At 51.7% G+C, this 12,847-nt stretch carries 11 protein-coding genes; 5 read left to right on the top strand and 6 right to left on the bottom strand.

All coding sequences use genetic code 11. From position 1 onward, the window contains the following. Positions 1–142 precede the first annotated feature (142 nt). Positions 143–1,447, top strand: coding sequence for a replication-associated recombination protein A (locus BN3003_RS04470; protein WP_058305540.1), 1,305 nt, complete (start codon positions 143–145; stop codon positions 1,445–1,447). 107 nt (positions 1,448–1,554) lie between these two features. Continuing rightward, positions 1,555–2,484, top strand: a complete 930-nt coding sequence (locus BN3003_RS04475) for a bile acid:sodium symporter family protein (RefSeq protein WP_058355648.1) — start codon at positions 1,555–1,557, stop codon at positions 2,482–2,484. Between the two features lie 12 nt (positions 2,485–2,496). Here the strand turns inward: BN3003_RS04475 and BN3003_RS04480 are convergent, their stop codons facing one another. After that, positions 2,497–3,393 carry a LysR family transcriptional regulator gene (locus BN3003_RS04480; RefSeq protein ID WP_058305541.1) on the bottom strand — a complete coding sequence of 299 codons (897 nt, stop codon included), beginning with the start codon at positions 3,391–3,393 and terminating at the stop codon, positions 2,497–2,499. A gap of 441 nt (positions 3,394–3,834) precedes the next feature. On the opposite strand from BN3003_RS04480, the gene ggt reads away from it, so the two are divergent. The 3 genes from ggt to BN3003_RS04495 all read left to right on the top strand — a co-directional run bounded on the left by ggt (position 3,835) and on the right by BN3003_RS04495 (position 8,389). Continuing rightward, positions 3,835–5,679 (top strand): gamma-glutamyltransferase, encoded by a 1,845-nt coding sequence (gene ggt / locus BN3003_RS04485; protein ID WP_058305542.1) that lies wholly within the window; start codon positions 3,835–3,837, stop codon positions 5,677–5,679. 219 nt (positions 5,680–5,898) lie between these two features. Further along, on the top strand, positions 5,899–7,536 hold the full coding sequence (locus BN3003_RS04490; RefSeq protein WP_058305543.1) for an acyl-CoA synthetase: 1,638 nt from the start codon (positions 5,899–5,901) through the stop codon (positions 7,534–7,536). A gap of 223 nt (positions 7,537–7,759) precedes the next feature. Then, complete coding sequence (locus BN3003_RS04495; protein WP_058305544.1) at positions 7,760–8,389, top strand: hypothetical protein; 630 nt, start codon at positions 7,760–7,762, stop codon at positions 8,387–8,389. A gap of 61 nt (positions 8,390–8,450) precedes the next feature. On the opposite strand, the gene BN3003_RS04500 is transcribed toward BN3003_RS04495, so the two are convergent. The 5 genes from BN3003_RS04500 to BN3003_RS04520 form a co-directional block, all read right to left on the bottom strand. Then, positions 8,451–8,867: a GFA family protein gene (locus BN3003_RS04500; RefSeq protein WP_058305545.1), complete on the bottom strand. Its 417-nt coding sequence runs from the start codon at positions 8,865–8,867 to the stop codon at positions 8,451–8,453. Positions 8,868–9,123: 256 nt separating this feature from the next. Beyond that, a complete protein-coding gene (locus BN3003_RS04505; RefSeq protein WP_058305546.1) occupies positions 9,124–9,465 on the bottom strand; it encodes a zinc ribbon domain-containing protein YjdM in 342 nt (113 codons plus the stop codon). A 247-nt stretch (positions 9,466–9,712) separates the two neighbouring features. Then, on the bottom strand, positions 9,713–10,519 hold the full coding sequence (locus BN3003_RS04510; RefSeq protein ID WP_058305547.1) for an alpha/beta hydrolase: 807 nt from the start codon (positions 10,517–10,519) through the stop codon (positions 9,713–9,715). Positions 10,520–10,655: 136 nt separating this feature from the next. Next, positions 10,656–11,411 (bottom strand): hypothetical protein, encoded by a 756-nt coding sequence (locus BN3003_RS04515; protein ID WP_058305548.1) that lies wholly within the window; start codon positions 11,409–11,411, stop codon positions 10,656–10,658. Positions 11,412–11,832: 421 nt separating this feature from the next. After that, positions 11,833–12,648, bottom strand: coding sequence for a hypothetical protein (locus BN3003_RS04520; protein ID WP_058305549.1), 816 nt, complete (start codon positions 12,646–12,648; stop codon positions 11,833–11,835). Between the last annotated feature and the right edge of the window lie 199 nt (positions 12,649–12,847).

Here is a 12,847-nt window from a genome sequence, read left to right on the forward strand (position 1 = left end):
ATATAAATACTATCAAAAACTGGACTATTTTCGCGCAAATATGCAGATGAAATGAACAGTTTAACAATCCCCTGTTCTGCGCCGTAAACTCAAGCGGCCTGTAAGAATGGTATGATGGCGCTTTACTTTGGAATGAGCGCACATGGATTTGTTCAGCCGCCAAGCACTGCCACCATTGGCCGAGCGTTTGCGTCCACACAGCTTGGATGAAGTCAGTGGTCAACAGCATTTAATCGGTGCCGGTAAACCGCTGCGCATTGCTGTTGACAGTGGCAAACCGCATTCCATGTTGTTGTGGGGACCTCCCGGCGTGGGCAAAACCACGTTGGCGCGTATCTTGGCCAACAGCTTTCATGCCCAGTTCATTCCCTTGTCGGCGGTGTTAAGCGGCGTCAAAGACATACGCACCGCCGTTGAACAAGCGCAAATGGCTTTGCAGCGCGACCAAGCCACCATTTTGTTTGTTGATGAGGTGCACCGTTTTAACAAGGCACAGCAAGACGCGTTTTTGCCTTATGTGGAAAATGGCTTGCTCACCTTCATCGGAGCCACCACCGAAAACCCTTCTTTTGAAGTCAATCCCGCCCTGCTCAGTCGCGCGCAGGTGTACACGCTCAAATCCTTGCAAGCAGCCGATTTGCAGCAATTGATCGACAAGGCATTGCGCCTGCCCGAATACGCGGCGCTGACCATAGACAGCGATGCCGCACAAGTGTTAATCCAAATGGCCGATGGCGATGGCAGACGCATGCTCAATCTGCTTGAACAAAGCTTACAGGCCGCCATCAGTCAAAACCTCAACAGCATAGACACCGCACTGCTCAGCAACAGTTTGGGCACGCAATTGCGCCGTTTTGACAAAGGCGGCGACTCGTTTTACGAACAAATCTCCGCCTTGCACAAGTCGGTGCGCGGCTCCCATCCCAACGCCGCCTTGTATTGGTTCACGCGCATGCTCGATGGCGGCGCCGACCCGCGCTATTTGGCGCGGCGCATTGTGCGCATGGCGTGGGAAGACATCGGTTTGGCCGACCCGCGTGCGATGCAAATTGCCAACGATGCCGCCAGCACCTATGAGCGTCTGGGCTCGCCCGAGGGCGAATTGGCTTTAGGACAAGCGGTGATTTATTTGGCCTGCGCCGCCAAAAGCAATGCCGGCTACAATGCCTACAACCAAGCGCGCGCTTGGGTGCAGCAAGAAGCGACGCGCGAAGTGCCGGTACATTTGCGCAATGCTCCGACCAAATTGATGAAAGAATTGGGCTACGGCCACGATTACCGCTATGCCCATGATGAGCCGCATGCTTACGCTGCTGGCGAAACCTATATGCCAGAAGGCATGGACGAGCCCGAGTTTTACCAACCGGTAGAACGCGGCTTGGAAATCAAATTAAAGCAAAAACTGGAATGGCTCAAAAGCTTGGATGACGAGGCCAACAGCCCGTAATCCCTACCTGCTCCAGCACATTTACAGGCCGCATTTGAGCACTGTTGCATGGATTTATGCTCATTCCTGAGTATAATCGCCGCACTTTGTTTTCTAGGACGATGCCGGTGAATGTGTTTGTGCGCTTGAGTCAATTCATACAAAAAACCTTTGCGCTGTGGCTGTTGTTGGTCAGTGCAGTGGCCTTTATCTACCCGCAAGCCTTTGCTTGGTTGACCCATTACATCACCTGGTTTTTGGGCGTGATTATGTTTGGCATGGGCATGACCATGACGCTGGCCGATTTTCAAACCTTGATTGAGCACCCAAAAGGCGTGGTCATCGGCGTGTTGGCGCAATTCATCATCATGCCGACGGTGGCGTATGTGTTGACGGTGGTGTTTGGTTTGCCACTGGACATGGCCATAGGAGTGTTGTTGGTGGGCTGTTGCCCTGGTGGCACAGCCTCGAATGTGATTACGTTTTTGGCCAAAGGCAATGTCGGTCTGTCCATCGCTTGTACCACCGTGTCTACCTTGCTGGCACCGCTATTAACGCCGCTGATGTTTTACCTGTTTGCCAACCAATGGATAGACATAGACGCAAGCGCTATGATGTTGTCGGTATTGGAAGTGGTGTTACTGCCCATCGTCTTGGGCTTGGCGGCGCGCACCTTATTCAAACAACAGCTCAGCCGCTCGATTCAAATCATGCCGTTGGTGTCGGTCACCGCCATCATCATCATCGTCGCCGCCATCATCGCCAACAGCAAGGCGGCGCTGATTTCTTCAGGCATGTTCTTATTGTTGCTGGTCGTCTTGCACAATGGTTTTGGCTTGCTGTTTGGCTATCTGAGCGCCAAATTTTTTGGCCTGCCCGTGCCCGACCGCCGCGCCATTGCCATCGAAGTGGGCATGCAAAACTCAGGCTTGGGCGTGGCTTTGGCGGCAGTGCATTTTGCCACCATGCCAGTGGCCGCCGTGCCCAGCGCGCTTTTCAGCGTGTGGCACAATATCTCCGGCTCGATTCTGGCAACATGGTGGCAAAAACGCGCGTGAAGCGGGGTAATATCAGTCCAGCACGCGCTGGTGCTTACCAAAAAAATCCAATAAGAATTCGATGAATTTTTGCACCATTTGCGGCGTGTGATTGGACGACACATACACGATGGCCAATTGGAACGGCTCCAATTGGTAAGTCGGCAATACCTCTACCAAGCGGCCTGTATCCAAAGCAGAGGCAACCATGGCCTTGGGCAACATGGTGATGCCTTGGTGGCGCAGCGCCATTTCCAGTAAGACGTAAATGTCATTGCTGTGAAAATAGCTGCGGATGGGGAAACTGCGGCTTTGGCCTTTTTCATTGGTCAATACCCAGCTTTGCCACGCCGCATGGCTGTGCACCAAACACTGTTGGTTTTTCAATTGGTGTGGCGTGGTCAATTCTGGCCGCGCCGCCAAATACTCGGGACTGGCCACCAAACACGTCTTCAATTCGCCCAAATCGCGGCTTTCATAGCCATCAGGCACTTTATTGGAAATGCGTATCGCCACATCGATATTGTGTTCCATCAAATTGAGTGTGCTCTCCAACGAAACCACATCAAATTGCACATCGGGCATGAGGTTGTTAAACCCCACGATGGCATCCAGCAAATACTCACGACTGAGAAAATGCGCAGCGGTCACACGTATCACACCGCTGGTGTGTTTCTCAGCGCTCAAATTCGTCAGCATTTGCTCTTGTTCTAAGATGGTTTGGCAATGTACCAACGCTTCTTCACCGGCTTGGGTGAGAGACACACGTCGGGTATTGCGCTGCATCAAGCGCGCGCCAAAACGGTTTTCCAAATACTCCAAGTAACGCGACACCATGGCGCGTGACATATTCAGTTTTTCTGCAGCCTTGGTCAAACTGCCTTGTTGGGCAATTTCCACAAAAACCTGTATCGCTTTGATTGTATCCATAATTGATGAACTTCCTTTGCCGACTGCTGCCATTCATGATTGAAGATGTGTTTCATCATTTTGATGCGCTTTTATGATTTGAACTGGTGCGGCATTTAAATGAGATTAAGATATTATTATATAGAACATCATTATTTTTATTATGTTGCATCAATGAAATACCAATCCTGTCTATTACTTTTGGGCATTGATTGTTATCGCTTTCCTCCCTACAAAATTCAACTGTTTAACAATATATGACATTAGATTATTAATAAACTATTTATTCAGCAACACTGTATTTCATTGCATGCAATATCAATGCCGATTTCCTAACAATTCCTAACATTTTCTGCACACAAAAGATTGACCGCCAGCGTGGCTTTAAATAAGCTGAATCAGTTGTCTTTGCTTTCAAAACCTTAGCCCTCCCCCCTGTCCTCATTCATTTTGGAGTTCACCATGCTGCTCAAAAATGCTTTATGGCTTAACCTGGGTTTACTGACATTTGTCGGCGCTTGTTCCCAAACCCACTCCCCCAATGCCCAGACATCCCAAATCAATGCCAACACCCCAGAAGTCGCCAGTGGTTGGCAACACAAAGATGGTTGGCGCACGGAAAAATCGGCCGTTGCTGCGGCCAACCCGATGGCCACTGAGGCTGGTTTGCAAATCTTGAAGCAAGGCGGCAATGCCTTGGATGCGGCCATTGCCGTGCAAATGGTGTTGGGTTTGGTGGAGCCACAATCCAGCGGCATCGGCGGTGGTGCGTTTTTGCTGTACGACGACCAAGGTCAAATTACCGCTTACGATGGACGTGAAACCGCACCAGCAGGTGCCAAAGAAGATGTGTTCATCGGTGCCGATGGCAAGCCCATGTCTTTTGATGATGCAGTGGTCGGCGGTCGCTCAGTGGCCACACCAGCAGTGGTGAGCATGTTGTACGCTGCCCACCAAAAACACGGTAAGCTGGCTTGGGCGGACTTATTGCAACCAGCAATACGCTTGGCCGACAACGGTTTTCCAGTATCGGCGCGCTTGAACAAATTGTTGCGCTCGGAAAAATTCTTGGCCGCCAACGATGCCGATGCCAAGGCCTACTTCTACCAAGCCAATGGCGAGGCGGTGCCAGTTGGGCATATGCTGAAAAACCCTGAGTACGCGGCCATTTTGCGCTTGATAGCCGCTCAAGGTCCCAAAGGCTTGAACCAAGGCGAAGTGGCACAAACCATCGTCAACAAAGTGCACAGCCATCCCAATAAAGGCAGCTTGTCTTTAAACGATTTGCGCCAATACAAACCGCGCGAACGCGCGCCATTGTGTTTTGATTACACCGCCCGCGCACAAAACTATGAAATCTGTGGCATGCCGCCACCGAGCTCAGGCTCACTCACCATCGCGCAGATTTTGGGCATTTTGGCGCACACCGACGCCGAACGCTTCGGCCTCAATAATGGTGCGCTGAATCCAGACTGGTTATACCGTTACGGTGAAGCCTCGCGCTTGGCTTTTGCCGACCGCAACCAATACATCGGCGACCCAGATTTTGTCCAAGCACCGGCTGGCTCGTGGATGAGTTTGCTGGATGGCGATTACTTGCGCCAGCGCGCCAGCTTAATAGACTTATCGGCACAGCCCAAATCGATGAATACCGCCAAAGCAGGCCAACCCAAGGCTTTACAGGCCGCTTATGCCAACATGCCTAACCAAAAAGAATATGGCACTTCACACATCAGCATTGTCGACAAATACGGTAATGCCTTGGCGATGACCACCACCATAGAATCGCAGTTCGGCTCCAAACTGATGGTCAACCGCGGCAAAGGCTTGGCCGGCGGCTTCTTGCTCAACAATGAAATGACCGATTTCAGCTTTAGCCCACGCGATGAAGCGGGCAAACCGGTGGCCAACCGCGTCGAACCCAACAAACGCCCACGCTCAAGCATGTCGCCGACCTTGGTATATGAAAAATTGCCGAATGGCAAACGCGGCAAGCTGTTGATGAGCTTGGGCAGTCCGGGTGGTGCCAACATCATCCATTACACCGCCAAAACCCTGTACGGTACGCTGAATTGGGGCTTGAACACCCAACAAGCGATCAACTTGCCCAATTTCGGCAGCAACAATGGCGCCATGCAATTGGAGCAAGGCTTGTTGGGCGATGCTTATGCCAATGCGCTCAAGCAAACCGGCCAAGAAGTGAAAACACTGGAAATGACCAGCGGCTTGCAAGGCATACAGCGCACAGACAGCGGTTGGTTTGGTGGCGCCGACCCACGGCGTGAAGGCATTGTTTTGGGCGAATAAACCACAAAAAATAACGGGCTGGGCACGCTGACCTAGCCCGTATTTTGGGCTAATTCATTCATATTAGAATAATTATGCTTGGCATTTATGTGCTTCAAACCTGACTGGCATCAATGCTTGATGAATTTTGTGATTGACAAGTTTAGAGAAAATATTTATTAATATCAAAAAAATGACAATACCAACAATTCTACAATGTCTCTACAACGAGGAAATAGCATGGCAGATTTCGATACCCATTTGTCCGCTCAAGCCGCGAATTACGCCCAACTCACCCCCATAGACCATTTGGTGCGCACCGCCGAGGTGTATGGCGAACATTTGGCCATCGTCCACGGTGATTTGCGTCAAAACTGGCGCGACACTTTTACCCGCTGCAAACAATTGGCCGCTGCTTTGCGCCAATTGGGCATCAGCCGCAACCACACCGTGGCAGTATTGTTGCCCAATACCCCTGCCATGGTGGAAGCACACTTTGGCATCCCGATGTCGGGTGGCGTGTTGTGCACGCTCAACATCCGCTTGGATGTGGAGGCAATGATATTCTGCCTGCGCCATGGCGAAGCCGAAATCTTATTGGCCGATACCGAGTTTGCCGAAGAAGTGAAACAAATACAGGCCGCCTTACCCGATTTAAAAATCATCCAAGTCAACGATGCCTTGGGCCCTGAAGTGGCGGCGTTTGCCGACACCGATTATGAAAGCCTGTTGCAATCGGCTGAAGATTTAGACAATTGGGTCTTGCCTGAAAACGAGTGGGACGCGATTGCGCTCAATTACACTTCCGGCACCACTGGCGACCCCAAAGGCGTGGTTTACCACCACCGCGGCGCAATGATGAACTCGATTTCCAACATCATGGATTGGGACATGTCCAAATTCCCAGTGTATTTGTGGACACTGCCGATGTTCCATTGCAATGGCTGGTGTTTCCCGTGGACCATCGCGGCGCGTGCCGGTGTCAACGTGTGTTTGCGCCGTTTCGACCCACGCGTGTGTTTCCGTTTGATTAAAGAATTTGGCGTTACCCATTACAGCGCCGCGCCGATTGTGCATTCCAGCTTGGCCAATGCGCCCGATGATTTGAAGCAAGGCATAGACCATGTGGTCAAAGGCTCGATTGCCGGCGCTGCGCCTCCGGAAGCGGTATTGGCGGCGATGGAAGCCATGGGCTTTGAAATCACCCATGTGTATGGCTTGACCGAGGTCTACGGCCCTGCCACCGTCTGCGTGCAACGCGACGATTGGGCCGACATGGACATTTCCGCACGTGCGGCCATGAATGCCCGTCAAGGGGTGCGCTCGAATCTGCAAGATGGTTTAAGCGTGCGCGACCCCATCAGCATGGAAGAAGTGCCACACGACGGCGCGACCATAGGCGAATTGATGTTCCGCGGCAACATCGTTATGAAAGGTTATTTGAAAAACCCGAAAGCCACCGACGAAGCGTTTGCTGGCGGCTGGTTCCACACCGGCGACTTGGGCGTGGTCCATCCCGATGGCTATGTACAAATCAAAGACCGCAGCAAAGACATCATCATCTCTGGCGGTGAAAACATCTCATCCATTGAAGTGGAGGACGTGATTTACAAACACCCTGATGTGATGAATTGTGCCGTCGTGGCCGTACCGCATGAAAAATGGGGCGAAGTGCCGTTTGCCTTTATCGAATTGCGCGAAGGTGCCAGCTTGACCGACATCCAATTGCGCGACTATTGCCGCGAGCATTTGGCGCGCTTTAAAGTGCCGAAATACTTCGCCTTCACCGACATCCCTAAAACATCTACCGGCAAAGTACAAAAATTCGCCTTGCGTAACCAAGCCAAGGCATGGGTAGAACAAATACCGGAACAATAATCTGCACGGTGTGTTAAGCCATTAAAAAGCGGCCTGTAAATGTTTACAGGCCGCTTGTGTATTCATTAATCAAGTATCGCTGTGCGTTTATCTACTCAGATAAGCAACACAAATGCTGTAACAGAAACCACACTCCAGCAGCCCACCCCACACCAACGGCCAGCACGCTAACGCAATGTGTTAGTCTAAAAAGCCTTATCCCTACACAACCATGACGGTGCCCATGTTGATTGACTCAAACATACTGCGCAGCGCCGCCTTATGTGCGCTTTGCAGCTTGCCCGCCCTCGCCGCCGCCCAACATTTCAGCGTCAACCATCCCAAAATCTTGCCCGATTTGAACGTCTCATTTGATTTGCCCGATGACCAAGCAGGTCGCTGGAAACAAATCCTCAACAACAGCGACAGCAGCATCGCCGAATTCTTACACACCAACTGGCCGCTGGCCTCGGTAGAAATCGAAGTCAAAAGCGTGGACGAGTTTTTCGACGCCGACACCTTGGGCGTGGCCGCCAGCGACCCTAAGTTCATCCACCACCCCAGCGTCATCGCCCAAATCAAGCAGCGTTACAGCCAATATGCTGCCGCCGGTGCAAATGCCAGCCGCAGCATTTCCCAATTCAAAACCCTGACCGTCAGTGGCACACCCGCGCTGCGTTTTCGGGTCAACAGCCGCTACCAAACCGATACCGGCATCCACGTGCGTGCGCAAGCCGACTATCTTGCGTTCATGCGCCAACAGCGCTATGTGTATGTGAAAATGCACGATGAAACCTTAGACGACGGCAGCGGCAATCCTGCCCAACTGTATTCTTACGGCAACAGCATCAACAGCATACAATTAAAATACTGATGTGCCTGTTCAATATGCACGCAAGCGTCCTGTAAGCATTTACAGGCCGCATGCCATGACCTCAATCGAGTTGAAACATGTCGACCACTTGTTGACCCGTTAATTGTTGAGTGGCATTGCCAAAGTGGTAAAACGCAGGCTTCTCATCAATAAATACCTCAGTGTCCAAGTTCACACCATCCAAATCCACGTCCAAGGCAAACACGTTTACAAAGTTCTGCGACAAGTCTTTGCTTTGCCAAAATAAAAATGTGCCGCAATGTGAGCACACCACCCGCTGCCCCCACGTAGAAGAATCGTAAACCTGCACACTGTCTTGTTGGTGGTATTCCAAACTGTCTGCCACATACTCCAGCGACATCGACGGCCCACTGTTTTGGCGTCGGCACATATTGCAATGGCACACACCGACTTGCAGCGAAGTGGGAATTAAGGCAAACGCCACTTGCCCACACAAACACTGTCCTGAGGTTTTCATAGCGCCTCTCATAGGGTTGATTGAAAAAGAGATTTGAATATAACGATGATTGCAAGCTTGGCGCAAACATCATGCAGCCAAGTTTGTCGCACATCAAGCGCACGCCCATTCTTGTATAGACAAGCCCATACCAATTCATTCTTACACCAAAACTCGCAGCAAAAAGCGGCCTGTAAATATTTACAGGCCGCTTAAATTGGAGTTGCTGTGTTGCTACTGGGTATCGAGCGCAGCAAGATATTTAAACGCTACAGCTTCAGGCTTTTTTCACAAACTCAGATTTGAGCTTCATCGCGCCCATGCCTTCGATGCGGCAGTCTATGTCATGGCCGTCGGCCGCGTCTGGCTGCAAGCGTATGCCTTTGGCCTTGGTACCGACTTTGAGCACGGTAGACGAGCCTTTGAGCTTCAAATCCTTAATCAAAGTCACGGTATCGCCGTCTTGCAACAGCGTGCCATACGCGTCTTTTACCACCGCCGCAGCCTCGTCCTCGTCTGCATCGGCATGCCATTCATGCGCGCAATCGGGGCACAACAACATCACCCCATCGCTGTAAGTGTATTCGGATTGGCATTGTGGACAACTGGGAAACGTCATTTCGCAAACCTCGCTAAGCTCTCAAACAAATGGCGATTGTAACATTACCATATGAATAAGAAATGATTTAGCGGATTAATGCGAGGATAGTTTAATGTGAGTCAAACATAGCGACCCCAAATCGTGAGCTGAGTGGCAATGACTTGCTCTTGCCACGCGCAATGCTCAAACAAAGTTTACAGGTCGCTTAGCTGCATATCTCGGTAAAAGGGTAAACACCTGCTAGCGTTATGCACCAGCGAATTTGTTAAGACAATTGTCGCAGCAAGTCTTGCACCGTCGCTGCCGTTTGCTGTGGCTGCTCCAAGGGGAACATGTGCGCGCCGTCAAACACCGAATACGGGATGCGATAATGCTCGTGTATCAATTGCGGAAAGCCGTGTTGGTAAAACACGCTGTCGCTGGCGGTAAGCAAGTGTACCGGCACTTGCGGCGGGGTTTTGGGCGTGCGCCACCACCACGCCGGCACGGTGCGGAATATGTCTGCTTCTAAGGCTTTGGGGATGCGCAGCGTCACGCCGCCGCGCTCGCCATCGTCAACCAAACCATGCTCGATATAGGCTTGAAAACAGGCCTCGTCAAAGCGTTTGAAGATGGATTTGTGGCGCAGGCTTTGGTAGGCGGCCTCGCGGTTAGGCCAAAAATCCACCCGTTTCACCGCCAACAGCGCCGGCGTGGCGCGGTCAATCAGACTGAGTTTGAATTTTTGCGCCACTTCCAATAAGGCGGTTTTCTTGCCCATTAAAAACGGCGGATCGAGCAACACCAGTTTATGAAACAAATCAGGCCGTTTGTACGCCACCATCAACAGCAATAAAGAGCCAAACGAATGCCCCAAGCCCACCACCGCCTGCCCTTGCGCTTGCGCCTCGATGTCGGCAATCAATTCCTCTACCCACAAATGCCATGTCGGCGTGTGCGGGTATTGCGGATTCATGCCGATGACCGGCAGATAACGCACCGCATAATCGGCCTCAAAATGTGCCAATAAAGTTTGGTAACACGCGGCAGGAAAACCATTGGCATGGGCAAAATACAAAATCGGTTTGGACATCAAGGCAGCACTCCATCACAGAACGCGCATCATACCGTGTAAACGCGTATTGCCACCAGACAAGCCAGTAAAAATGCATTGTGGGTAAATCATCATAGCAAGCGGCCTGTAACATACCGCCATGCACTGCAACTGTTTACTCAGCAGCCCGCAACCACTGCAATTGCGTGTCCAGCCGTGTTAATACCTGACCTTGATAATGCACTGTGCCTTGAGCGTCTATTTGCAGCGGTGACGCAGCGGCGGCAAACAGCGCATCTTGGCGCTGCGCCCACACATCGTTCAGCGCATGCACCAACCACACTTGGCTCACCGCACTGGAGGGCATGGCATCGGCGTAGAACTGTTGCGGCGCTGGTTGCTTGGGGAAAAACACATTGTTGGTGTCATGGTCTAGCGGCACATAGCTGCTGTAAAACGGCGCCCCCACTGGTGCGATGCCTTGTTGCTGTAAGCCATGTTGGGCACGCACACCTTGTGGGCGCAGCCGCAGCGTTTGCTCCAGCCATGCTGTTTCAGCCGCGCTCAATTGCTGCGCCAGCCAATACAGCTTGATGGCTTGGGCATTGCCAAACGCGGTCTTGCCCTCGTTGCGGCTTTCCAAGCTGATGGGCATGAGCTGCGCATGGGCTTTGTTAAGCAAGGACAAGGGCAAACGGCGTATGTCCAAGCCAGCATTGCTCACTTGCTTGAACAGCAAATGCAATTGCGGTGTTAACAAGGCCAATACCGCCTCATTGCGGTAGATTTTCATGCCACCACCGACATCGAACAACTGTTTGCGACTGGTCGCTTGCGGCGAGGTGTCTTGGTGCGTGGGCGTGATGCAGCCGGCTTGCGTCATGGCAACGCCGGCCATTCCCCACAGCAATATTTGACGACGTGTGTACATAAGCAAACTCCTTGTGTGTCTGCATCAGATTGAGTGTCGCGACACTGCCAGACAGATGACTGCAGCGAAGCGCGCTGACGCTGTTTATACCGCATCTTGGGCGATTATTTATGCTACTTACCGCATGCATGCTTTGTGCTGCTACTTGCGGTCAGCCAATTGCGCCTTGTCAGATATGGGCGTTAATCAGCCGCGGTGTTTGCTGCCAACAGCGTCCATATTTCTCAACATCGTTTGATTACAATACTTATCCAATATAGGTCCAATATAGAGCAATGGGCTTGTATCTGTGTTAAGTGCTCTTGCCTAAGACTGTTTACAGGCCGCTTGATCTGTTCAATAAGCTGATGGCTAGACCGTTAGTGATTTTATTGCCATTCCTATCTGTTATTGACCTTTAGCCTCGCCATAACAAACACACTCATGGCTGAGGCACACGTTTTTTGTTCACTACCGCCGGCATGGCATCGCGGGTGCGGGTGTCGATAAACAGATGCACATCGTCGGCCAAATTGCGCATGGCTTTGCCACGATAGTGCACGCTGCCATCGCTGCCTATGGTGATGGGTGTGCGTGCCTCGGCGAACAGCTGTTGCTGGCGTTTGGCCGCGACTGCATCCAAGGGGATGTCCCAAAAGCGGCCACCGGTTTGCTGTTGGCGCAAACCATCGGCAAAAAATCCTACCGGATAGCGGCCATCGAAAAACACATTGTTAAAATCGCCGCTCAAGGAAATATAGCCATCGTAAGCGAGCTGCTTTTCTTGCAAATAGCCATGGTTAATCATCGGATTGGTGTAAGCGCTGCCACCTTCCTCTGTGGCACGCAGTTGCAACGACGCCAACAATTGCTGCTCCGCTGTGCTCAAGTCCTCGGCGCGAAACGTCAACACAATGTATTGTGCATTGCCATAACTGCGCCGCCCCTTGTCCGATACCGAACCGATGCTCTGGTGTTGCATCTGTGCATAAGCCTTTTGCAGCAGCGACTTGGGCAGTTTGCGAAAATCAAAGGCACGGCCATTGCTCACACGTTTAAACACCAATTGAAAACTGGGGCTTAAATACACCAGCGCCTCGTCGTTGTAATACACTTTCAAGCCATCAAACGCCATAGGTTCGGTGCGCGAGGTCGCCGGTTGCGACTTGCCCAGCGGATTGAAATGGATGCAAGCCGCCGGCGTTAACGCTGTGCCAGCCAATAACCATGTCACGATGCGTCTGCGGGTGTAATCCATGTGTGTTCCATTGCATTCCCTGTGTAGACCTTAATATACCGTGAACGGGCGCACAAACCGTACAAAACCTTGCGCCAGCGTGTACCGCGTTGGCGACATGACCACACTATTGCCATCAGGACTTTACAGGCCGCTGCAGACACTTTAGCCTGCGCTTATCTTACTTACCGACATACTCAGTCCCGCCATGCCGCATTTA

It is taken from the genome of Vitreoscilla massiliensis (genome assembly GCF_001457815.1).
Taxonomy (GTDB): Bacteria; Pseudomonadota; Gammaproteobacteria; order Burkholderiales; family Neisseriaceae; genus Vitreoscilla; species Vitreoscilla massiliensis.

Excerpts from the sequence above, each read along its gene's own strand:
- BN3003_RS04470 (WP_058305540.1), top strand. The coding sequence starts at position 143 with ATGGATTTGTTCAGCCGCCAAGCACTGCCACCATTGGCCGAGCGTTTG.
- BN3003_RS04480 (WP_058305541.1), bottom strand. The coding sequence starts at position 3,393 with ATGGATACAATCAAAGCGATACAGGTTTTTGTGGAAATTGCCCAACAA.
- ggt (WP_058305542.1), top strand. The coding sequence starts at position 3,835 with ATGCTGCTCAAAAATGCTTTATGGCTTAACCTGGGTTTACTGACATTT.
- BN3003_RS04490 (WP_058305543.1), top strand. The coding sequence starts at position 5,899 with ATGGCAGATTTCGATACCCATTTGTCCGCTCAAGCCGCGAATTACGCC.
- BN3003_RS04495 (WP_058305544.1), top strand. The coding sequence starts at position 7,760 with ATGTTGATTGACTCAAACATACTGCGCAGCGCCGCCTTATGTGCGCTT.
- BN3003_RS04500 (WP_058305545.1), bottom strand. The coding sequence starts at position 8,867 with ATGAAAACCTCAGGACAGTGTTTGTGTGGGCAAGTGGCGTTTGCCTTA.
- BN3003_RS04505 (WP_058305546.1), bottom strand. The coding sequence starts at position 9,465 with ATGACGTTTCCCAGTTGTCCACAATGCCAATCCGAATACACTTACAGC.
- BN3003_RS04510 (WP_058305547.1), bottom strand. The coding sequence starts at position 10,519 with ATGTCCAAACCGATTTTGTATTTTGCCCATGCCAATGGTTTTCCTGCC.
- BN3003_RS04515 (WP_058305548.1), bottom strand. The coding sequence starts at position 11,411 with ATGTACACACGTCGTCAAATATTGCTGTGGGGAATGGCCGGCGTTGCC.
- BN3003_RS04520 (WP_058305549.1), bottom strand. The coding sequence starts at position 12,648 with ATGGATTACACCCGCAGACGCATCGTGACATGGTTATTGGCTGGCACA.